The sequence below is a fragment of the Streptomyces flavotricini genome (assembly GCF_020639365.1).
In the GTDB taxonomy this organism is placed as follows: Bacteria; Actinomycetota; Actinomycetes; order Streptomycetales; family Streptomycetaceae; genus Streptomyces; species Streptomyces flavotricini.
Genome location: NZ_JAINUL010000001.1, coordinates 7,448,757 through 7,469,663 on the forward strand (window position 1 = coordinate 7,448,757; position 20,907 = coordinate 7,469,663).

At 73.9% G+C, this 20,907-nt stretch carries 18 protein-coding genes and 2 pseudogenes; 12 read left to right on the plus strand and 8 right to left on the minus strand.

Features of this window, described 5'->3' with window-relative positions; all coding sequences use genetic code 11:
- Window positions 1-156 (minus strand): annotated as a pseudogene (locus K7B10_RS41820) (transcriptional regulator); the annotation flags it as partial.
- 235 nt (window positions 157-391) lie between these two features.
- On the opposite strand from K7B10_RS41820, the gene K7B10_RS34115 reads away from it, so the two are divergent.
- Window positions 392-541, plus strand: a complete 150-nt coding sequence (locus tag K7B10_RS34115) for a hypothetical protein (RefSeq protein ID WP_229342712.1) — start codon at window positions 392-394, stop codon at window positions 539-541.
- A gap of 30 nt (window positions 542-571) precedes the next feature.
- On the opposite strand, the gene K7B10_RS34120 is transcribed toward K7B10_RS34115, so the two are convergent.
- From K7B10_RS34120 to K7B10_RS34130, 3 genes are all read right to left on the minus strand, one after another.
- A complete protein-coding gene (locus tag K7B10_RS34120; RefSeq protein WP_229342713.1) occupies window positions 572-1,981 on the minus strand; it encodes an APC family permease in 1,410 nt (469 codons plus the stop codon).
- A 324-nt stretch (window positions 1,982-2,305) separates the two neighbouring features.
- Window positions 2,306-4,495 (minus strand): SpoIIE family protein phosphatase, encoded by a 2,190-nt coding sequence (locus K7B10_RS34125; protein ID WP_229342714.1) that lies wholly within the window; start codon window positions 4,493-4,495, stop codon window positions 2,306-2,308.
- Entirely contained in the window at window positions 4,464-5,933 is a 1,470-nt protein-coding gene (locus K7B10_RS34130) for an MFS transporter (protein ID WP_229342715.1), read from the minus strand. Before K7B10_RS34130 ends, K7B10_RS34125 begins: the two co-directional genes overlap by 32 nt.
- A 139-nt stretch (window positions 5,934-6,072) precedes the next feature.
- On the opposite strand from K7B10_RS34130, the gene K7B10_RS34135 reads away from it, so the two are divergent.
- On the plus strand, window positions 6,073-7,005 hold the full coding sequence (locus tag K7B10_RS34135; RefSeq protein ID WP_229342716.1) for a LysR family transcriptional regulator: 933 nt from the start codon (window positions 6,073-6,075) through the stop codon (window positions 7,003-7,005).
- A 106-nt stretch (window positions 7,006-7,111) separates the two neighbouring features.
- A complete protein-coding gene (locus K7B10_RS34140; RefSeq protein ID WP_229342717.1) occupies window positions 7,112-7,996 on the plus strand; it encodes a class I SAM-dependent methyltransferase in 885 nt (294 codons plus the stop codon).
- Window positions 7,997-8,026: 30 nt separating this feature from the next.
- Here the strand turns inward: K7B10_RS34140 and K7B10_RS34145 are convergent, their stop codons facing one another.
- A complete protein-coding gene (locus K7B10_RS34145) occupies window positions 8,027-8,935 on the minus strand; it encodes an alpha/beta hydrolase fold domain-containing protein (RefSeq protein WP_229342718.1) in 909 nt (302 codons plus the stop codon).
- Between the two features lie 215 nt (window positions 8,936-9,150).
- On the opposite strand from K7B10_RS34145, the gene tdh reads away from it, so the two are divergent.
- From tdh to K7B10_RS34160, 3 genes are all read left to right on the plus strand, one after another.
- Window positions 9,151-10,179: an L-threonine 3-dehydrogenase gene (gene tdh, locus K7B10_RS34150; protein ID WP_229342719.1), complete on the plus strand. Its 1,029-nt coding sequence runs from the start codon at window positions 9,151-9,153 to the stop codon at window positions 10,177-10,179.
- A gap of 176 nt (window positions 10,180-10,355) precedes the next feature.
- The gene (locus tag K7B10_RS34155; protein ID WP_229342720.1) at window positions 10,356-11,564 is read left to right on the plus strand and encodes a glycine C-acetyltransferase; all 1,209 of its coding nucleotides are present in this window, start codon (window positions 10,356-10,358) and stop codon (window positions 11,562-11,564) included.
- Between the two features lie 108 nt (window positions 11,565-11,672).
- Window positions 11,673-12,587 (plus strand): LysR family transcriptional regulator, encoded by a 915-nt coding sequence (locus K7B10_RS34160; RefSeq protein WP_229342721.1) that lies wholly within the window; start codon window positions 11,673-11,675, stop codon window positions 12,585-12,587.
- 43 nt (window positions 12,588-12,630) lie between these two features.
- On the opposite strand, the gene K7B10_RS34165 is transcribed toward K7B10_RS34160, so the two are convergent.
- On the minus strand, window positions 12,631-13,410 hold the full coding sequence (locus K7B10_RS34165) for a DeoR/GlpR family DNA-binding transcription regulator (protein WP_229342722.1): 780 nt from the start codon (window positions 13,408-13,410) through the stop codon (window positions 12,631-12,633).
- A 150-nt stretch (window positions 13,411-13,560) separates the two neighbouring features.
- On the opposite strand from K7B10_RS34165, the gene K7B10_RS34170 reads away from it, so the two are divergent.
- Window positions 13,561-14,463, plus strand: a complete 903-nt coding sequence (locus tag K7B10_RS34170; RefSeq protein WP_229342723.1) for an SIS domain-containing protein — start codon at window positions 13,561-13,563, stop codon at window positions 14,461-14,463.
- On the plus strand, window positions 14,460-15,296 hold the full coding sequence (locus tag K7B10_RS34175) for a class II fructose-bisphosphate aldolase (RefSeq protein WP_229342724.1): 837 nt from the start codon (window positions 14,460-14,462) through the stop codon (window positions 15,294-15,296). Before K7B10_RS34170 ends, K7B10_RS34175 begins: the two co-directional genes overlap by 4 nt.
- Before the next feature lie 177 nt (window positions 15,297-15,473).
- On the opposite strand, the gene K7B10_RS34180 is transcribed toward K7B10_RS34175, so the two are convergent.
- The gene (locus tag K7B10_RS34180; protein WP_229342725.1) at window positions 15,474-16,310 is read right to left on the minus strand and encodes a hypothetical protein; all 837 of its coding nucleotides are present in this window, start codon (window positions 16,308-16,310) and stop codon (window positions 15,474-15,476) included.
- Window positions 16,311-16,490: 180 nt separating this feature from the next.
- Here K7B10_RS34180 and K7B10_RS34185 point away from each other — a divergent pair, with 180 nt between their 5' ends.
- Complete coding sequence (locus K7B10_RS34185) at window positions 16,491-17,681, plus strand: acyl-CoA dehydrogenase family protein (protein ID WP_229342726.1); 1,191 nt, start codon at window positions 16,491-16,493, stop codon at window positions 17,679-17,681.
- Window positions 17,682-17,873: 192 nt separating this feature from the next.
- Here K7B10_RS34185 and K7B10_RS34190 read toward each other — a convergent pair whose 3' ends face one another.
- Window positions 17,874-18,602 carry a DUF8189 domain-containing protein gene (locus tag K7B10_RS34190; protein ID WP_229342727.1) on the minus strand — a complete coding sequence of 243 codons (729 nt, stop codon included), beginning with the start codon at window positions 18,600-18,602 and terminating at the stop codon, window positions 17,874-17,876.
- 95 nt (window positions 18,603-18,697) lie between these two features.
- On the opposite strand from K7B10_RS34190, the pseudogene K7B10_RS34195 reads away from it, so the two are divergent.
- From K7B10_RS34195 to K7B10_RS34205, 3 genes and pseudogenes are all read left to right on the plus strand, one after another.
- Window positions 18,698-19,348: pseudogene (locus K7B10_RS34195) on the plus strand (agmatine deiminase family protein); the annotation flags it as partial.
- A gap of 164 nt (window positions 19,349-19,512) precedes the next feature.
- The gene (locus tag K7B10_RS34200) at window positions 19,513-19,878 is read left to right on the plus strand and encodes a hypothetical protein (protein ID WP_229342728.1); all 366 of its coding nucleotides are present in this window, start codon (window positions 19,513-19,515) and stop codon (window positions 19,876-19,878) included.
- A 95-nt stretch (window positions 19,879-19,973) separates the two neighbouring features.
- The gene (locus K7B10_RS34205; protein WP_229342729.1) at window positions 19,974-20,897 is read left to right on the plus strand and encodes an oxygenase MpaB family protein; all 924 of its coding nucleotides are present in this window, start codon (window positions 19,974-19,976) and stop codon (window positions 20,895-20,897) included.
- Window positions 20,898-20,907 lie beyond the last annotated feature (10 nt).

Sequence of the window (20,907 nt, forward strand, 5' to 3'; positions counted from 1 at the left end):
GGCGGGGGCCGCCGGGGCGGCCGCCGTGCGGCGTCGCAGGAGACCGGCGGTCGCGGCGTCGGCCGGCAGGAAGGCCTCCAGGTGCAGCTCGGCCAGGGTCACGTCGACGGCGGTGGCGAACGACGTCGGCGTGGTCAGCAGCCGCAGCTCGCCCCAGGCCGCGGCCGGCCGGCCCCACCGGCATCGTCGTCGCCGTCCGGGCCGCCTCCCTCGACAAGCGGGACCTGCTCGTCCTCGACCGGCTCCACCCGCTGCTGCCCGGTCAGACCGTACTGACCCTCGGGACGGGCCCGGTCGCCCTGTTCGCCGTGCAGTTCGCGGAACTGCTGGGCTGCCGGGTGGTGTCGACGACCGCCGCGCGTTCGTCGGCAGCCGCACGCAGTTCGAGGACATGAACCGGGCCGTGGCCGCGCACGGGCTGCGCCCCGTCGTCGACCGCGTGCACCGCTTCGAGGAGGCGCACACGGCCTGCCGCGCGTACGCGACGGACGCACCCTTTGGCAAGGTCGTCATCACGATGGACGGGGCCGACGGGAACTGAACCCGTACGGCCCCGTCCGGGGAGCGTGGATCAGACGGCGGCGGGCTGCTCGTCGTCCTCCGGGACGCTGACCAGCCAGCGGGTGTCCTGCCGCGGCCGCAGGTACAGCGCCCAGTACAGCGTGGCCACGGCCACGATCCCGCCGGTCCACAGCAGGTACTGGGTCTCCTGCTGCTTCAGGATGTACGCGAGTACGGCGATCAGCACGATCGGCACGGCCGGCCACAGCGGCATCCGCCAGGCGGCCACCTCGCGGTGCGCCCCTCGCCGGGCGAACAGCGCGGCCACCGCGACCAGCAGGTACATGCCGGTCACCGAGACGCCGGTGACCCCGTACAGGGTGTCGAGGTTGACGAAGCACAGGGCCGCGCCCGGGACGCCGACGAGGAGCGTGGCGACCCACGGGGAGCCGAAGCGGCCCAGCTTGGACAGTGCGTGGTTGACCGGCTCGGGCCACGCCTTGTCGCGGGCGGAGGCGAACAGCACGCGGGAGTTCTGGATCACCATCACGATGCCGGCGTTGATGATGGCGAGGGCGACGCAGAGGCTGACGAAGGTGCCGACGGCGGAGTTGGACCAGGCGGTGACCATGCCGCCGAGGTCGCCCTCGGTCAGCGCGGAGAGGTCGGGGGCGCCGACGGTGATGGCGATGACCGGGATCAGGATGACGGCCGTCGAGATGGCGAGGGTGGCGAGGACCGTACGGGCCACGTTGCGCCGCGGGTTCTCCAGCTCCTCCGACAGGTAGACGGCGGTCGAGAAGCCCTGGGTGATGAACAGGGCGATGGCGAGACCGGAGACCACCATCATCGCCGTCACCGTGGACGTACCGCCGCCCTCGGCCGCGACCGTACCGTGCACCAGTGCGTCGGCGCCGCGCTCGCTGTGCGCGAAGCCCAGTACGGCGACCAGCGCGGCGGCGATGACCTCGAGCACCAGGAAGATGCCGGTGATCCAGGCGTTGGCCCGCAGGTCGAGGAGGCCGGCGAGGGTGGCGAGCAGCATCACGCCGCCGCCCGCGACCGGGGCCGGTATGTGCACGATCGGCGCGAGGTAGTCGGCCGTGCCCATGGCGATCACGGGCGGCACGATCATCACGACCAGCAGGGAGAGGACGAACACCAGCCAGCCGGCCAGCCGGCCCGCCATGGTCGACACCATCGCGTACTCGCCGCCGGCGCTGGGGATCAGGGTGCCGAGCTCGGAGTAGCAGAACGCGACGCCGATGCAGAGCAGCGAACCGATGGCGATCGTGAGGGCGGTCCACGTGCCGAGACTGGAGAACAGGTCGGGCACGACGACGAACAGGGTCGAAGCGGGCGTCACGCACGAGAGCGTCAGCAGTGTGCCGCCGACGACGCCGATGGAACGCTTGAGCTTCTGGGGGACGGGCCCGGTGGCGGGGGCGAGGGCCTGAGGGGCGCTGATCGTTTCAGACATCGGTGCGGGGTTCCGATCGGCTGGTGCGGTGAGAGGGGGTGCGGGAGCGGTATCGCCTCCGGGGCGGTGGTGAGCAGAGTGGTTCGGTGGCTCCCGGGCCGTCATCGAATCCCTGCGGGATCCGCAGGTCAATAGCGGTTCCCCTGCGGATTCCGTCGCCCCGTACCGCTGCGCCCGGCCGACGGCAGCGTTAAGACCGCGTAAACGCTGCACGGAGTGCGGGTGCGGGAACCGCAGCCGGGGGTGGGCAAATTTTCTTCCGCTTTGCCGACATGTGCCCCCCGCGACACCACCTGCCCACGGACTGGGCACCTGCGAGGGGTGTCAGGTCTTCGGAACGGCTCCTCGGCCGTCCGTACGCGAGGCCAGCAGGAGGGCGATGTCGTCCGGCCGCTCCGAGGAGTCCCCGGCCCCGCCGATCAGCCGGTCGGCCGTCTCGGTCAGCGGCGAGGGCCGGGCCGAGGCCAGTGCCGCCCGCAGCCGCTCCACGCCGACGTCGATGTCCTTGCCCGCCTCCTCCACCAGCCCGTCCGTGTACAGGGCGAGCACCGATCCCGGCGCCAGCCGCAGGTCCGTCACCGGATACGTGGCGCCGAGGTCGATGCCGAGCACCACCCCGCCCGGCAGGTCCAGCACCTCGGCCCGCCCGTCCGCGTGCCGCAGCAGGGGCTGCGGATGCCCGGCCCGGACGGCCCGCGCCAGGCCCGACACCGGGTCGAGCAGCACGTAGCAGCAGCTGGCGAACTGGCCGGGGTCGAGGCCGATCAGCAGCCGGTTCGTGCCCGCCATCACCTGCTCCGGCGGACTGCCCCCGAGCGTGAAGGCCCGTACGGCGCTGCGCAGTTGGCCCATCGTCGCGGCGGCCGCCACCCCGTGGCCCTGCACGTCCCCGATGACCAGCGCCAGCAGCCCCCCGCCCGTCTCGACCACGTCGTACCAGTCGCCGCCCACGTCCATGCCCTGGGTGCCCGGCAGGTACCGGCCCACCGTCTCCACGTGCTCGCGCACCGGCAGCCGGTGCGGCAGCAGCGCCGCCTGCAGCCCGCGGGCCAGCGCCGCCTCGGTGTCGTAGCGCTGCGCCCGCTCCAGCGCCTGGGCGATCAGCCCGGCCAGCGCGGTCAGCACCGTACGCTCCTCCGGGCTGAAGCCGCGCGGCGCGTCGAAGCCGAGGATGCAGGAGCCCACCGGCCGTCCCGAGGCGATCAGCGGCAGGAAGGCGCGGGCCCCTACGTGTGCGTCCAGCGGGATGCCCGGATAGGCGCTGGCCAGGTGCTCCATCGACTCGAAGAACATCGGTCGGCCCGTGGTCAGCGTCTCCACGCCCGGCAGCCGCACGTCCAGCGCCACCCCGTCGAACCGGTCCAGGAAGCCCTGCGGGAAGCCCGTCTCCCACGCCAGGTGCAGATGCCGCTCGCTGAGCAGGTAGATCGCCAGCTGGCGGCCGCCGAAGGCGGGCAGCAGCTCCTGGGTGACCACCGCCGACACCTGGCGGGCCGTGACCGCCTCCGTCAGCGCGATGGCCAGGGACACCGGCCGGTACAGCGCCGAGGCCCGGTCGGCCGGCGAACCCAGGCCCGCGCCCGGGCGGACCACCGATCCCGGCTCCGGCGCGTAGCCGGGCGGCTCGGCCGCGTCGATCGTCACGGTCACCCCGTCCACGCCCGGATACAGGTCCACCGTCACCCATCCCGAGTCCTGCTGCCGGCCCAGCCGGGCCGGGAAACGCACCGGCTCCCCGGACATGAACACCCCGCGGAAGTGGTCCTCGTACGCGGGCTGCCCCAGCCACGGCACCGCCTCCCAGAGCAGCCGCCCGCGCAGCTCCGGCGCGCCCAGGCCCAGCAGGCCGGCGGCGGAGTGGTTGACGTAGCGGATCCTGCCCTCGCGGTCCACGGAGAGCACGGCAAGGGTGAGCCGCTCCACGGCCTCGCGGGCGCCCTGTGCGGTCGCCGGCGGCGGTACGCCCACCGGATCGCCCGTCCAGAGCACCGGTCGCCCGGCCGTGGTGAGCGCGGCGAGCCCCTCCGCCAGCCCGTCCGCGGCCTTGCGCAGCCGCTCCCGGTCCGCGGCGCCGACCGGGGCCCCCGGGGTCGCGGGGCGCAGGACGAACAACACCCCGAACCGCTGCGCCCCGGCCATGACGGGCTCGTACAGCGACCCGAAGGGGAACGGCAGCCCGGCCATCAGCTGCGGGAAGCGCCGCATGGCCGACTCCGCGTCGGGCAGGTGCACCGACTGTCCGGAGCGGTAGGCCTCGGCGACCGGGTACGGGCGGTTCACGTGCATCCGCCACCACGGACGGAACAGCCGCCCGGGCAGGCCGGTCATGACGGCCAGCAGCAGCAGTCCCTCGGCTCCCGAGCGCAGGTAGACACCGCCCGCAAACCCGCCGACGGCCTGCACCGCATCGACGCAGGCCCGCGCGAGCACCCTGACCGTTGCGTCGGTGGCGGGGCCGCTGTCCGGTCTCGCCGTCACACAGTCAGCATGCGCCCCCGATGCCGGACGCTGCATCCCGGCGCCGGTAGCCGGCCACCACCGCGAGCGCCGCCAGCAGCAGCACCGTGGCCACCGTGCGCAGCGCGACCCCCATCGCGTCCGTGAAGGCGCCGATCTGCGCCGGATCCTGCGGATCGCCGTGGAACCGGGAGGCCAGCACCGTGCCGACCACCGCCACCCCCAGCGCGGCGCCGATCTCCCGGGCCGCGGTGTTCAGCCCGGAGCCGAGCCCGGCCTGGTGCGCGGGCAGCTCCGCGACCACGGTCAGCGTCAGGGAGGGCGCGCACAGGCCCGTCCCGACCGACAGCACGAGCAGGTAGCAGGCGTACAGGGCGTACGGGGTGCCCGCGTCGACGGTGGAGACCATCAGCAGCCCGGCCCCGATCAGGCCCAGCCCGGCCCCGACCGGCAGCCGCGGCCCCGTCCGCTCGGCCAGCTTGGCGCCCAGCTTCGGCACGACCGCCATGCCGATGGTCAGCGGGACGATCGCCAGGCCGGCGCGGGCGGGCGAGAAGCCCTTCGCGTACTGGAGGTACTGGGCGTTGACGAAGAACAGGGAGAAGAGCCCGAAGAACGCGGCGCCGATGCCGAGCGACCCGGCGCGCAGCCTGGGCGAGGCGAAGATCCGCGGGTCCAGCAGCGGGTTCGCGGCGCGCAGCGCGTGGCCGGTGAAGGCCGCGAGCAGCCCGGCGCCGGTACCGAAGGCGATCAGAACCGCCGCCGAGGTCCAGCCGTACGAGGGCCCCTCGATGATCCCGTAGACGACCGCGAGCAGAGCCCCGGCCAGCAGCAGCGCGCCGGACGGGTCGACGGAGGCGTCGGCCCGGGCCGGTGTGCGGGGGACCGTACGGGCCACGCCGAGCGCGAGCAGCGCGCCGAGCGGGACGACCGCCCAGAACAGGGCCCTCCAGGTCAGGTACTCGCCGGCCAGACCGCCCCCCACGTTGCCCGCCAGGCCCCCGAGGCCGGCGGACAGCGTCCACGTCGCCAGCGCCTGGCCGCGGCGCTCGGGCGGGCTCAGGTGGATCAGTACGGACATGGTGGCGGGCATGATCAGGGCCGCACCGGCCCCGCACAGCCCGCGCCCGGCGATGAGCACCGCCGGGGCCGCGGCGAGCGCGCTGAGCGCGCCGCCCGCGGCGAACAGCCCGAGACCGGCCAGCAGGGCGCCCTTGCGGCCGTACCGGTCGCCGAGCGCGCCGGCCGGGATGAGCAGCGCGGCGAAGACGATGACGTAGGCGTCGACCGCCCACACCAGCTGGCCGGGGGTCGGGTGCAGGGCGGAGGCGGCGAGCTGCGGGATCAGCAGGTTGACGGCGGCGACCATGGCCTGCGCGACGAGCACGCAGGCGCACAGGACGAGCAGCACGGGCCGGGTGAGGGCGCCGGGTGCCGGGGCGGACGCGAGGGTGTCGGGATCTCGGGCATCCCGCTTGAGGGCATGGCGGAGCACGGCTCCTCCTCGGAGTAGGTGACGGTGAAGTGGTGGTGTGGCGTGGTGTGGGGGAGGGGAGCGCGGCCGCCTTCATCCCCTGTGCCTCACCGTAGAGTTGGGATGACCTGCTTTCCAGTGCAAGTTCTGCAAGGGATGAATGCGTGTGGCGCAATCCGGCCTGGACCTCAATCTCCTCGTCGCCCTCGACGTCCTCCTGGAGGAGTCGAGCGTGTCCCGCGCCGCGGCCCGCCTGCACCTCTCCGAGCCCGCCATGAGCCGCACCCTCGGCCGGATCCGCAAGGCCCTCGGCGACCCCGTGCTCGTCCGCGCCGGGCGGACCATGGTCCCGACCCCGCACGCCCTCGCCGTCCACGGCGAGGTCCGGGCCGTCGTGGAACGGGCCCGGGCCCTGTTCCTGAGCGGCGGACAGGTCGACCTGCCCACCCTCACCCGCACCTTCACCGTGCTGGCCCACGACGCCTTCGCCGCCACCTTCGGGGCCACGCTCTTCTCGCGCGTGGCCCGGGAGGCGCCCGGCGTACGGCTGCGCTTCCTGTCGGAGAGCCACGTGGACACCCCTGCGCTGCGCGAGGGTGTCGCCGACCTCGAACTCGGCGTCGTGGACAGCGGATCCCCCGAGGTGCGCGTCGAGCGCCTCTTCGACGAGCACATGGTGGGCGTGGCCCGCGCCGGCCACCCGCTGCTGCGGGGCCGGATGACCGCGCGCCGGTTCGCGGCCGCCGAGCACCTCATCGTCTCCCGGCGCGGCCGGCTGGAGGGTCCCGTGGACGCGGCCCTCGCCCGCCAGGGCCTGACCCGGCGGGTGGTGGGCACCGTCGGCTCCTATCCCGCCTCCCTCTTCATCCTGCGCGAGAGCGATCTCGTCGGCCTGATCGCCTCCCAGGCCGTGCCGCTCGCCGCCGAGCTGGGGCTGGAGGCCTTCGAGGTGCCGCTCGACCTGCCGACGCTGCCCTTCGGCCTCGCCTGGCACCCGCGCCACGACGCCGACCCGGCCCACGCCTGGCTGCGGGGCTGCGCCCGCGAACTGCTCCCCGCGGTCGCCGGGCACCCCGTACGCCGTACGCACTGACCCGAACGCCTCCCCCGTCCGGGGGACGGGCCACCGCACCCGGACCCGGCGGGCGCGCTCCGGGGCACCATACGCACGCGTCCCACCCCGCCACGGAAGGCAGAGCATGCGGTTCCAGTACGACAGCATCGGCGATCGCTTCGTGGAGTCGAAGACCACGGCGGCCTTCTCGGCGGCCGACACCCACACGCTGCTCGGGGCGCTCGACGCGCTCGGCGGGGTGCGCGGACTCGACACCCTCGACCTGGCCTGCGGATACGGCTACAACACGCGGCTGCTGGCCCGCGGCGGGGCCCGGCGGGCCGTGGGCGTGGACATCTCGGAGGAGATGATCCGGCTGGCCCGCGCGCACGGGGTGATCGGCGGCAACGGAGTGGGCGCGCTGGAGGCCGCGGTGGGTGCGGTACGTCCGGCGGGCGGGGCGGCGTCGGGGGCGGCGGCCGAAGGCACCGGGACGGCTCCCGCCGGGGCCGCGTCGACCGGGGGCGCGTCGACCGGGGGCGCGTCGATCGAAGGCGCCTCGATCGAGTACCTGGTGGCGGACGCGGCCAAGCTGCCGCAGATGGGCCCCTTCGACCTGGCCACCGCCGTGTACCTGTTCAACCACGCCACCGACCGGTCCTCGCTGCACGCGATGTTCCGCTCGATCCGCGCCAACCTGCGCGACGGCGGCCGGCTGCTGGCCATCGTGCCGAACGCCGGCGCCTTCCCGCACGTCGACTGGTCGCCGTACGGGGTCCGGATCGTCGACCGCGTCCAGGAAGGCGACGCGCCCCTGCTGAAGGCGCAGTTCCTGACCCAGCCGCCGGCCGATTTCGAATTCCGCGAGTGGGCGCACGCCGATTTCGCCGAGGCCGCCGTCGAGGCCGGCTTCTCCACGGTCGGCTGGCAGCCGAGCCGGACCCCTCCCGCCGACGGGGTGCGCGACGAGGCGTACTGGACCGCCTACCGCGCCTGGCCGATCAGCTCACTGATGACCTGCACCGCATGACGGCCCGCACCCCGGCCCGACGGCTCGTCGTCACCCGTCGGCGGCGGACCTGATCAGCGCCACGATCCGGTCCCGGGCCGCCCGCCCCTCCGGCACCGGCAGCAGCGGGTACCCGTGCGGCAGACCCGGCTCCTCGTGGAACTCCACCTCGACCCCGTGCGCACGGGCCCGGCGCAGCAGCTCCCGGCTGTCGGTGGTCAGCACGTCGTGGGTGCCGGTGAACACCGTCATCGGCGCCAGCCCCGCGAAGGAGCCGTGCAGGGGGCTCACCCGCGGGTCGTCCGTGGCCAGGGTGCCCGCGTACAGCCGGCCCGCCTCCAGCAGCCCCGGCCGGGCCTGGAACGGGTCGGCCGCCTCGATCGCCGCCTGGTCGGGGTGGCTCATGGTCAGGTCCAGCCAGGGCGAGATCAGTACGATCCGCGAGGGCTGGTCCCCCGTACGGTCGCGCAGGCGCTGGGCGGCGGCCAGTGCCAGGCCGGCCCCCGCGGCGTCCCCGACGAGCACCGTGCCGCCCGCTCCGCCGCTCGCGATGAGCCCGCTGAGCAGGTCCGCGGCCACCGGAACCGTCCGGTCGGCGGTCCCGCGCGGAGCCAGAATGTACGCCGGCACGACGACGCGGGCCCGCGCCCGCGTGACCAGGGTCCGGATCATCGACCAGTGCGGCCGGACCAGCTCGTCGATGTACCCGCCGCCGTGCACGTACAGCACCTGGGCCGTGGGCTCGATCCCGCGCGGCGAGGCGTCGTACACCGGCCAGGCACCGACGAAGGTGCGGGTGACGTCGGCGACGCGGCCCAGCGAGCGCGGCGGCAAGTGCGACGCCGGCCGGCGGGCCGTCTCCGCGACCCGTGCGCGTACCGCCTCGGCACTCGCGAACCGTCTTCGCCGCCCCGCCGCGATCAGCGCGACCGAAAGCGCTCTGCTGCGCAGACTCGGCACGCCCCTCACCTCCCCATTCCCTGCCCCGGCCGCGGGCCCCTGCCCAGGCCACAGCCCTTCACGTGAGGAGCATAGGCGTGAAGCTGGGCTGTCGACCCGCTTAAGAAATCCTCGATGGACTGATCACCTCCGCGCTCGGCAGATTGGTGTCTGTCGATACGTCGCACCCGCACCAGCGGTTGCAACGCCCCCTCCGCATGCCTGGAGCCACCCCCATGAAGGCACTCGTCAAGCACAAGGCCGAGCCCGGGCTGTGGCTCATGGACGTCCCCGAGCCCGAGTACGGCGCCGGCGACGTGCTGATCAAGGTGCTGCGCACCGGCATCTGCGGCACGGACCTGCACATCCGCTCCTGGGACGGCTGGGCGCAGGGCGCGGTCAAGACCCCCCTGGTGCTCGGCCACGAGTTCGTGGGCGAGGTCGCCGCGATCGGCGCTGACGTCCGGGACATCGAGATCGGCGCGCTGGTCAGCGGCGAGGGTCACCTGGTGTGCGGCAAGTGCCGCAACTGCCTGGCCGGGCGCCGCCACCTGTGCCGCAGCACGGTCGGCCTCGGCGTCGGGCGCGACGGCGCCTTCGCCGAGTACGTCGTCCTGCCCGCGCAGAACGTGTGGGTGCACCGGACCGCCGTCGACCTGGACGTCGCCGCGATCTTCGACCCGTTCGGCAACGCCGTGCACACGGCCCTGTCCTTCCCGATGGTCGGCGAGGACGTGCTGATCACCGGCGCCGGCCCGATCGGCATCATGGCGGCGGCCGTGGCCAAGCACGCCGGTGCGCGCAGCGTCGTCATCACCGACGTCAGCCCCGAGCGGCTGGAGATCGCCCGCAAGGCGGGCGCCACCCTCGCCGTCAACGTCGCCGAGTCCTCGATCGCCGAGGCGCAGGCCAAGCTGGGCCTGCGCGAGGGCTTCGACGTCGGCCTGGAGATGTCCGGCCGCGGCGAGGCCATGCGCGACATGATCGACAACATGACACACGGCGGCCGGATCGCCATGCTGGGCCTGCCCGCGCAGGAGTTCCCGGTGGACTGGGCGAAGGTCGTCACCTCGATGATCACGATCAAGGGCATCTACGGCCGCGAGATGTTCGAGACCTGGTACGCGATGACGGTGCTGCTGGAGGGCGGGCTCGACCTCAGCCCCGTCATCACCGGCCGCTACTCGCACCGGGACTTCGAGGCCGCGTTCGACGAGGCGGCCACCGCCCGCAGCGGCAAGATCATCCTGGACTGGACGGCGTAACGGCCCCCCCGGGCCCCCGGGCCCCGGCGAGGAGGGTGTGAGCGCCCTCTTCGCGCGAGGGCCTGCCCGCCCCCCCGTCCCACCGAACCATCTCCCTCCGGCCGGGCCCCGCCCACCCTCCCCCCTCCGCGGGGCCCGGCCCCCTTCGTCCGCCGCACTAGGAGAAGCCGAAGCCCATGTTCGAGTCCGTACGCGAAGACCTCCGCACCACCCTCGACGAGATCCGCGCCGCGGGCCTGCACAAGCCCGAGCGCGTCATCGGCACCCCGCAGAACGCGGCCGTCGCCGTCACCGCGGGCGGCGCCCCCGGCGAGGTCCTCAACTTCTGCGCCAACAACTACCTGGGGCTGGCCGACCACCCCGAGGTGGTCGCCGCGGCGAAGGACGCGCTGGACCGCTGGGGCTACGGCATGGCCTCGGTCCGCTTCATCTGCGGTACGCAGGAGGTGCACAAGGAACTCGAGGCCCGGCTGTCCTCGTTCCTCGGCCAGGAGGACACGATCCTCTACTCCTCCTGCTTCGACGCCAACGGCGGCGTCTTCGAGACCCTGCTCGGCGCCGAGGACGCGGTGATCTCCGACGCCCTCAACCACGCCTCGATCATCGACGGCATCCGCCTCTCCAAGGCCCGCCGCTTCCGGTACGCCAACCGCGACATGAGCGAGCTCGAAGCCCGCCTGAAGGAGGCGACCGAGGGCGGCGCGCGCCGCAAGCTGATCGTCACCGACGGCGTCTTCTCGATGGACGGGTACGTCGCCCCGCTCGCCGAGATCTGCGACCTGGCCGAGCGCTACGACGCCATGGTCATGGTCGACGACTCGCACGCGGTGGGCTTCGTCGGCCCCGGCGGCCGCGGCACCCCGGAGCTGCACGGGGTCATGGACCGCATCGACATCATCACCGGCACCCTCGGCAAGGCGCTCGGCGGCGCCTCCGGCGGCTACGTCGCGGCCCGCGCCGAGATCGTCGCGCTGCTGCGCCAGCGCTCGCGCCCGTACCTCTTCTCCAACTCCCTCGCCCCGGTCATCGCGGCCGCCTCCCTGAAGGTCCTGGACCTGCTGGAGTCGGCGGGCGACCTGCGCGAGCGGCTCGCCGCCAACACCGCGCTCTTCCGCACGAAGATGACCGAGGCCGGCTTCGAGATCCTCCCCGGCGACCACGCGATCGCCCCGGTGATGATCGGTGACGCGGCGGAGGCGGCCAAGATGGCGGAACTGCTGCTGGAGCGCGGCGTGTACGTGATCGGCTTCTCCTACCCCGTGGTCCCCATGGGCGCGGCCCGCATCCGCGTCCAGCTCTCGGCGGCCCACTCGACGGCGGACGTGGAGCGCGCGGTGGCCGCCTTCGCGGACGCGCGTACGGCCCTGGCGGCGACGCGGGCCTGAGGCCGCCCGCGCCGAGGCCGCAGGGGCTGAGGCCTCCCGGCCGGGGCGGCCGGGGCGGGGGTGCCCGGTGCGGCCGGGCCGTCCCGCTCCACCTGCGAGAATGGTGGGGTGATCGACCCCCGCCGGCTGCGCATCCTGCGGGCCGTGGCGGACCACCGTACGGTGACCGCCGCGGCCGCAGCCCTGTACCTCACCCCCTCCGCCGTCTCCCAGCAGCTCGCGGCGCTCGAACAGGAGACCGGGCACGCGCTGCTGACCCGCAGCGGCCGCGGCGTACGGCTGACGGCGGCCGGCGAGATCCTGCTCGGGCACGCCCACGAGGTCCTCGCCCAGCTGGAGCGCGCCGAGGCCGAGCTCGCGGCCTACGCGGGAGGCGCGGCGGGCGAGGTGACGGTGGCGGCCTTCGCGACGGGCATCGCCGAGGTCCTCGCCCCCGCGATCGGCCGGCTGGCCCGCGAGCACCCGGGCATCCGCCTGCGCGTACGGGACGCGGAAGGCGATCAGAGCCTGCCGCTGCTGCTCGACGGCGAGGCCGACCTGGCGCTGGCGGTGGAGTACCGCGGCGCCCCGGGCGCCGACGACGGCCGGCTGTCGGTGCTCCCGCTGTACGCGGAGCCCTTCGACGCGGTGCTCCCCTCGGGACACCCGCTGGCCGACCTTCCCGAGGTCCCGCTGGCGGACCTCTCCGGCGCGGACTGGGTGGGCCAGTACCCCGGGAACCCGTGCCACGACGTGACCCTGCTCGCCTGCGAACTCGCGGGCTTCCAGCCCCGGTTCGTGCACTCCTCGGACGATTTCCGCGCCGTGACGGCCCTGGTGGGCGCCGGGGCGGGGGTGGCGCTGGTCCCGCGCTCGGCGCTGCGCGGCATGGACCTCAAGGAGGTCCAGGTCCGCCCGGTTTCGGGATCGACGCCCACCCGGAGGGTCTTCGCGGCGACCCGCCGGGGCGCGGAATCCCACCCCCTGATCGCCCCGATCCTGGCAGCCCTGTCGGCGGAGGCGGGACGCCTGCCGACGCACTGAGGGGCCGGTGGGGCCGGTGGGGCCGGTGGGGCCGGTGGGGCCCTCACACCCTGCGCACCTCCACCCCCGCGGCCTCGAACTCCGCCGCCACCCGGTCCGGCAGGGCCGTGTCCGTCACCAGGACGTCCACCGACCGCGTCGGGCAGATGCGGGCGAAGGCGCGGACCGCGAGTTTGCTGGAGTCCGCCGCGATCACCACCCGGCGGGCGCGTTCGCACAGGAGGCGGTTCATCGCCGCCTCGTCCTCGTGACGGGTCGCCGCGCCGTCCGCCGGGTCGAAGGCGTCCACGCCGACCACCGCCGTGTCCATCGTCAGCTGGCCCAGCACCTGCTGCGCCAGCGGGCCCGTCAGCTCGTAGGACTGGGGGCGGGCGACCCCGCCCGTCAGGACGATCTTGAACTGCGGTCTGATGACGAGTTCGCCCGCGATGTTGAGCGCGTTGGTCACCACCGTCAGCGCCGGCGAGCCCGTCGCCAGGTCCGCACGGCCGGCCAGCGCCCGGGCCACCTCCGTGGTCGTGGTGCCGCCCGTCAGGCCGATCACCTCGCCCGGGGCGATCAGCTCCGCCACCGCCTCGCTGATCCGCTGCTTCTCGGCGGCGCGGCGCGACGTGCGGTAGCGCAGCGGGAGTTCGTAACTGACGCCGTGCACCACCGCCCCGCCGCGCGTGCGGACCAGCAGCTGCTGTTCGGCCAGCTGGTCGAGGTCGCGGCGGATGGTCGCGGCGGACACGCCGAGGGCCTCCGCGGCCGGCTCGACTTCCAGCTCGCCCCGCTCCACCAGCTGGTCCAGCAGCGTCTGCCAGCGCTCCTTGCGGGTCATGGACCCCACGGTGATCGACCCCCTCGGGTGTGCTCCAACGGCCTACGCGTCGACATTAACCCAGGAGATCAACCCCTCTAGGTGCTTGAAGTTGCGTGAAATGGGCCGCTACCTTGCAGGAAACTGCACCCACCACGCCAGGGAGCCGGCATGAGCCACGTCGCGTACGAGTTGGGCACGCAGCCCGAGTGCTGGGAGCGGGCCGCCGAACTGGCCCCGGCACACCGGGCGTTGCTGCCGCGGCCGGGGGAGCGTACCGCGATCGTGGGGTGCGGGACCTCGTACTACATGGCCCAGGCGGCCGCCGCCCTCCGCGAGGAGATGGGCCAGGGCGAGACCGATGCCTTCCCCGCCTCCGAGTTCCCCCTGCACCGCCGCTACGACCGGGTCGTCGCGCTCACCCGGTCCGGCACCACCACCGAGGTGCTCGACCTGCTGGCCGGGCTGCGGGACACGGGGGTGCGTACGACCGCCGTCATCGGGGACCCGGCGACCCCGGTGATGACCCTCGCCGACGAGCTCGTCGTACTCGACTTCGCCGACGAGCGGTCCGTCGTGCAGACCCGCTTCGCGACCACGGCCCTGACCCTGCTGCGCGCCCACTTCGGCCTGCACACCCCCTCCGTCGTCGCCGACGCCCGCACCGCGCTCGCCGAACCGCTGCCCGAACTGGCCTCCAGTCGCGGCCAGTTCACGTTCCTCGGTCGCGGCTGGAGCGTGGGCCTCGCCCACGAGGCCGCGCTGAAGATGCGCGAGGCCGCCCTGTCCTGGTCCGAGTCGTATCCGGCGATGGAGTACCGGCACGGGCCGATCAGCGTCTCCGGGCCCGACACCCTCACCTGGTCGCTCGGCGAGACGCCCGCGGGCCTCGCCGAGCAGGTGCGGGCCACGGGCGGCCAGTGGGTGGCCGGCCGGCTCGACCCGCTCGCCGAGCTCGTACGGGTCCACCGGCTGGCGATCGCGGTGGCGGCCCACCGGGGCCTCGATCCGGACCAGCCGCGGAACCTGACCCGCTCCGTGATCCTCACCGCCGGTGAGGAGGCGGTCCGATGAGCCTGGTCTCCGCCGGGGAGCTCGTCCTCGACGCGGCCGCCGCGGGCCGCGCCGTCGCCGCGTTCAACATCATCACGCTGGAGCACGCCGAGGCCGTCGTCGCCGGGGCGGAACGGGCGGGCCTGCCGGTCATCCTCCAACTCAGCGAGAACGCCGTGAAGTTCCGCGGCGGGCAGCTGCTGCCGATCTCGCGCGCCGCCACCGCGTGCGCGGAGGCCGCCGGCATCCCGGTCGGCCTCCACCTCGACCACGTCAAGAGCCCCGACCTGCTCCGGCAGGCCGCGGACGCCGGGTTCAGCTCGGTGATGTACGACGCCGCACAGCTCCCGTACGCGGAGAACCTGGAGGCCACCCGCTCCGCGGCCGACTGGGCGCACGCCAACGGGCTGTGGATCGAAGCGGAGCTGGGCGAGGTGGGCGGGAAGAACGGCGCCGCCCCGCTGGACCCGCACGCGCCGGGCGCCCGTACGGACCCGGACGAGGCACGCCGGTTCGTGGCCGACTCCGGGGTCGACGCGCTCGCCGTGGCGGTCGGCAGCAGCCACGCGATGACCAGCCGCACCGCCGAGCTGGACCACGCGCTGCTGGCTCGGCTGGCCAAAACCGTGGACGTGCCCCTGGTGCTGCACGGCTCCTCGGGGCTGCCGGACGCGGAACTCGCGGCGGCGGTGGCGGGCGGCATCCGCAAGGTCAACATCGGAACCGCGCTGAACCTGGCCATGACCGAGGCGATCCGCACCCACCTGACCCCGGCGGACCCCCGGCCCTACCTGACGGCGGCCCGTACGGCGATGGCGGCGACGGCCGCGGCGATGATCACGGCGCTCAACTGACGGCGGGAGGGTCCACTCCCCACGCATCCGGACCACCTCCACCCCCACCGTGTTCACGGAACCCGACTGCGCGGGCGACTGGTTCACCCTGAGGCCTGTCGTCGGGCGAGGCGCGGAGCGCCTCAAGCTGTGCTCCGTGGCGCTCCTCCTGATCTCTTCGGCGAGGGTCGGAGAAGGTCAGCGGGGGGTGAGCCGGGCCTGGTGGCACGTGAGGACGTGCCAGCGGGCCCGGTCCGGAGTCGCGCCCCGGTCCAGGGAGCGGCGGGCCTCGATCGCCGTGACGTGGCGGTCGGTGGACAGGCACAGCAGGACGAACAGGTCGCTGTGCCGCGGCTGGACGGTCTCCTCGTAGTACCACTCGGCCGTGACGGTCCGGCGCTCGGCCAGGAAGGGCCGCTGGAGGAAGTCCTGTACGTCGAGGGGGAAGTGCCCGAGCACCCCCTGGGCCTCCGGCGGGTCGAGGACCAGCCGCTCCACCCGCGCCCCGGGCCGGCCGGGCGAGGCCGCACCCTCGCTGCCCGTCGGTGCCGGGCGCCCGTCGAAGGAACGGCTGACCAGCGAGCCGGGCTCCACCCGGACCCGCTCGCCCCGGTGCTCCTGCGCCCCGCCGTCCCGGTACACCGGCTGGACCCGGCACAGGCCGCGGTCCCCGAGCACCACCGCGAAGGGGGCGCCGTCGGCGTAGACCCGGGCCCACCACACCAGGGAACGGCCGGCCTTCTCGAGCGCCTTGGCCCGTACGTCCTCGGGCAGCAGCTCCCACGCGCGCAGGCGGTCGGGACTCTCGGGGTCGACGGGCAGCGCGCCCGGCTCGTGGATCTGGGTCACGCCCGCGGAGCCCCCGTCCCGTCCGGCGGGCATCCGGTCGCCGGGGATCCGGTCCCCGGGCATCCGGTCGCCGGGGATCGGGTCGCGCCCGGCGGGCAGCCGGTCCTGAGGCCCCGGGGCCCGGTCCCGGCGCTCCGCCATCCGGTCCCGTCCGGCGAATTCCCGCTCCCAGGCCTTCTCGTCCACGTGTCCCCCCGGATCCTCGAACTTCGGCTCCCCGCAAGCCCATTGTGGGTCACGGGCCGACGCTCCGCCGCCGGTCGGCGCAAACGGCTCCCCGCGAGTCCTTCCCCCTTCTTGGAACACGTTCTAGTCTGTGCGCCGCCACACAGCGACCGGCTGGACCGCGAGACACCCGGAGGGGCCGTGCACCTCGAATACACGCCTGAGCAACAGCAGTTGCGCACCGAGCTGCGCGCCTACTTCGCCGAGCTGGTGCCGCAGGACGTCCACGCCCGCTACGAGGACCCCGCCGCGCAGAAGCGCTTCTACCGCGAGACCATCCGCAAGCTCGGCGCCGACGGCTGGCTCGGGGTCGGCTGGCCCACGGAGTACGGCGGCCGCGGGATGTCGCCCATGGACCAGTTCATCTTCTTCGACGAGGCCGCGCAGGCCGTCGTGCCGCTGCCGCTGATGGCGCTGAACACGGTCGGGCCGACCATCATGCAGTTCGGCACGGACGAGCAGAAGGCGTACTTCCTCCCGCGCATCCTCGCGGGCGAGATCGACTTCGCCATCGGCTACAGCGAGCCCGACGCCGGCACCGACCTCGCCGCCCTCAAGTGCAAGGCCGTCCGCGAGGGCGACGAGGAGACCGGCACGTACGTGGTCAACGGGCAGAAGATCTGGACCACGAACGGCGACACCGCCGACTGGGTCTGGCTGGCCGTCCGCACCGACCCGGACGCCCCCGCGCACAAGGGCATCACCATGCTCCTGGTGCCGACCGCCGACCCCGGCTACTCCTGCACCCTGATCAACACCCTCGCCTCGCACGACACCACGGCCAGCTACTACGAGAACATCCGCGTGCCCGCGAGCCGCCGCGTCGGCCAGGAGAACAAGGGCTGGCGCCTGATCACCAACCAGCTCAACCACGAACGCGTCACCCTCGCCGCCCACGGCACCATGGCCATCCGGGCCCTGCACGACGTCCAGCGCTGGGCCGCGCAGACCAAGCTCGCCGACGGGCGCCGCGTCATCGACCTCACCTGGGTCCGCGGCCGCCTCGCCCGCACCCACGCCCGCCTCGACGCGATGAAGCTCCTCAACTGGCAGATGGTGGGCGCCGTCCAGGACGGCGCCCTCACCCCCCAGGACGCCTCCGCCGTCAAGGTGTACGGCTCCGAGGCCCGCAGGGACGCGTACGCCTGGCTGATGGAGGTCGTCGGCGCGGCCGGCTCCCTCAAGGACGGGTCCGCGGGTGCGGTCCTGCACGGCGAACTCGAACGCGGCTACCGCAGCGCGGTCATCTTCACCTTCGGCGGCGGCAACAACGAGATCCAGCGCGAGATCATCTCCTGGATCGGCCTGGGCATGCCCCGAGTCCGCCGCTGAACCCCTGTGACCGGCAACGCCAGTTGGAACTCGGCGCCTGTTGGACCTGAGGCCGCCCGCCTCACCGGAGGGGGCGTCAGTCCGGAGGGCGGAGTTCACGAACCCGGTGACGGCGATCGCGGGGTGGCGGGGCGCGCCGTCGCGCGGCCGGTCCGGGGCGGGCGGTCGCGCGACGGGCTCGGGCGTTCTCGGTCAGAGGGTGCCGGTCATGCTGATGGCGGCGGGCTTCCCGATGGTGCCGAGCGGGCCCTTGAGCTCACCGAAGGGGTCCCAGTTGCGGTCGGCCTTGCGAATGGTGTGGTACTGGCGCGTGCCGTTGTCGGTGGCGATCACGATGTGGGCGTCACCGCCGACGCCGGCCATGGAGACCGAGGTGACGGGGCCGGTGGTGCCGGCGGCCCGGGCCACGGCGCCCCACTCCGACCAGTGGCCGGTGGTGTTGCGGATGGTGTGGAAGGCCTTGCCACCGCTGAGCGCGATGACCTGGAGCTCCCCGCCGACGCTGGCCGTGGCGACGGAGCTCACGCCGCCGATCGGACCGGCGACCACGGAGATGTCACCGAAGGGCGTCCAGCTGCCGTCGCCGCGGCGGACGGTGTGGAAGGCCTTCCCGTCGGCGGCCACGACCACGTGCAGGTCGGTGCCGATGGAGACGGCGGACACGTGGGTGATGCCGGTGAGCACGCCGGCCATGGAGCCGATGTCACCGAAGGTGCCCCAGGTGCCGTCCGCCTTGCGGATGGTGTGGCGCAGCCTGCCGTCGTTCCCCAGGGCCACCACGTGGCTGTTGCCGTCGATGCCGGCGATCGCGCTCGTGCGGACCCCACCGATGTCGCCGGCCTTCGACTGGACGTCGACGAAGCCGGTCCAGGCGCCGTCGGCGAGGCGGGCGCCCTGGTAGAGGCCCTTGTCGGTCTGCACGACCGCCTGGGACCTCCAACCGGGCGCGGCCGCACGGACGTCCACGACCCACGCCGCGAGGCCGTCGACACGGTCGGCTTCCGCCCCGCGGCGGGCCTCCGGGGCAGGCGGCGGCGCAGAAGGCGTGCGGTTCCGAGGTCGAGGTGATCCCGGTTCCGGTGGACGACCTCTGGGCGCGGGACACCGTGCCGGTGTTCGTCGAGGAGCCGGGCAAGCTGCTCGGCAAGAGCCGCGACCGGATCGAGGACGAGCTCAAGAGCACCCTCGGCATCAAGAAGGTGATCTGGCTCGCCGGGGTGCGCGGCCAGGACATCACGGACGCGCACGTGGACAGCCTCGTCCGGTTCAGCGCCCCGGGCGTAGTCCTCCTCGACCAGGCGTTCCCCGGCACCCCGCCCGACGTGTGGTCGCGCGCCGCCGATCAGGCGAGGGCGGTGTTCGAGGACGCGACCGACGCGCGCGGCGAGCGCCTCCAGGTCGTCGACCTGCCGCAGCCCGACCTCGACAGGATCACCGGCCGCGGGGACGCGTTCGTGTCCGCGTACGCGAACTTCTACGTGGCCAACGGCGCCGTCTTCATGCCCCGGTTCGGGGACGCGAAGGCCGACGACCGGGCGAAGGGGATCCTCCAAGAGCGTTTCCCCACCCGGGAGATCGTGCCCGTGAAGATCGACACCATCGCCTCCGGCGGTGGCGGCATCCACTGCTCGACGCACGACCAGCCCGGCAAGCCGGCGGCCGAGTAGCCGTACGCCGGGGCGTACGGGGTGGTGCAGCGCAGGGTGGGCGCGCTTCCGCACGCCGGGGGCCGGCCCCCTGACACGCCGGTCGGCGGCGGACAGAATCGGTCGCTCGCAGGCGCTTTTCGGCCTGCGCCGCACCATCACCACGGCAAGGGGGAATCACGCACGTGAAGTCCATCCTCAAGCGGCGGCTCGGCCACTGGGGGCGCGCGGCGACCGTCGGCGCGGCCGGCGCCGTGCTGGCCCTGACCGCCGCCGCCCCGGCCGGGGCGGCCAGTCCGCCCAAGACCAACAGCCTGACGCCCGCGTACGACAGCCCGTTCGCGCCGCAGGCCCTCATCGGCGGCATCTTCGGCGGAGTCACCGTGACCATGCGCTGCTGGCGCGACGGCGCGTGGGCCAACGGCACCAACCGCTGGTTCCTCGTCGAAGGGCCCGGGTACAACCCGTACACCGGCCGCCTGAACTTCGTCCGCGGCTTCGTGTCGGCCAACAAGATCGCCAATCAGGTGCGGGTCGACCGCTGCCCCTGACCCGGCACGCACCTCCGCTCCGGCCCGCCGTGCCTCGGTAGGCTGGAGCGGAGGGGCAATCCGGGAGCCGTAAGGGAGTTACGGGAGGTACGGCAATGGCCGCGACCCGAGGCACCGCAAGCGCACCGACCCCGCCCGACCCCGAGCCAGACCCCGGGCTCTACGGGCCCGCGTCCGTCACCTGGCAGTGCCACGGCGACCCGATCATGTGGATCGCCGGAATCCGCGCGCTCTACCTCCAGGCCCTGCACCCCCGGGCGGTCCGCGGGGTCATGGAGAACAGCGACTTCCGCTCCGACGCCTGGGGCCGGCTGCTGCGCACGGCCGACTTCGTCGGCACCGTCACCTACGGCACCACCGAGGCCGCCGAGCGCGCCGCCGCCCGCGTCCGCCGGATCCACCGGAGCCTGTCCGCGACCGATCCCGCCACCGGAGAGCGGTTCCCGGTCGACGATCCCGAGCTGCTGCTGTGGGTGCACTGCGCGCAGATCGACAGCTTCCTGCACGTACTGCGCCGCTCCGGGGTCCGCCTCACCGCCGCCCAGGCCGACCGTTACGTGGACGAGAACCGGGTCAATGCCCGCCTGGTGGGTCTCGACCCGGCCCGTGTCCCCGCCGGCACGGCCGCCCTCGCCGCGTACTTCGACGAGGTCCGCCCCGGGCTCGCGGCCGGACCCGACGCCCGCGCCGTGGTCGACTTCCTGCGGAGCCCGCCCACCCCTGCCCTCCTCGTCCCTGGCCGAAACCTGCTGTGGCGCCCGATCGCGGAGCTGGCCTACGGTTCCCTCCCCGGCCACGCGCACCGGCTGTACGGGCGGGCGGCGCCGCCGGCGCCCGTCATCACCCGTCGCCTGCGCCTCACCGGTACCCTGCTGCGCAGCATTCCCGCAGGTCTGCGGTGGCGGCTGCCTCCAGGTCACATCTTGAAAGCGATGCGCCGCATGGGCCCCGGGAGCCGCCCCTCGGCGTACACACTGCGTACACCAGCGGCCATACTGGACCGGCCGGGGAGGGCATAGGACGGAGCAC

Excerpts from the sequence above, each read along its gene's own strand:
- K7B10_RS34175 (WP_229342724.1), top strand. The coding sequence starts at position 14,460 with ATGAGCCTGGTCTCCGCCGGGGAGCTCGTCCTCGACGCGGCCGCCGCG.
- K7B10_RS34155 (WP_229342720.1), top strand. The coding sequence starts at position 10,356 with ATGTTCGAGTCCGTACGCGAAGACCTCCGCACCACCCTCGACGAGATC.
- K7B10_RS34140 (WP_229342717.1), top strand. The coding sequence starts at position 7,112 with ATGCGGTTCCAGTACGACAGCATCGGCGATCGCTTCGTGGAGTCGAAG.
- K7B10_RS34170 (WP_229342723.1), top strand. The coding sequence starts at position 13,561 with ATGAGCCACGTCGCGTACGAGTTGGGCACGCAGCCCGAGTGCTGGGAG.
- tdh (WP_229342719.1), top strand. The coding sequence starts at position 9,151 with ATGAAGGCACTCGTCAAGCACAAGGCCGAGCCCGGGCTGTGGCTCATG.
- K7B10_RS34205 (WP_229342729.1), top strand. The coding sequence starts at position 19,974 with ATGGCCGCGACCCGAGGCACCGCAAGCGCACCGACCCCGCCCGACCCC.
- K7B10_RS34125 (WP_229342714.1), bottom strand. The coding sequence starts at position 4,495 with ATGCAGCGTCCGGCATCGGGGGCGCATGCTGACTGTGTGACGGCGAGA.
- K7B10_RS34165 (WP_229342722.1), bottom strand. The coding sequence starts at position 13,410 with ATGACCCGCAAGGAGCGCTGGCAGACGCTGCTGGACCAGCTGGTGGAG.
- K7B10_RS34120 (WP_229342713.1), bottom strand. The coding sequence starts at position 1,981 with ATGTCTGAAACGATCAGCGCCCCTCAGGCCCTCGCCCCCGCCACCGGG.
- K7B10_RS34115 (WP_229342712.1), top strand. The coding sequence starts at position 392 with ATGAACCGGGCCGTGGCCGCGCACGGGCTGCGCCCCGTCGTCGACCGC.
- K7B10_RS34135 (WP_229342716.1), top strand. The coding sequence starts at position 6,073 with ATGCGTGTGGCGCAATCCGGCCTGGACCTCAATCTCCTCGTCGCCCTC.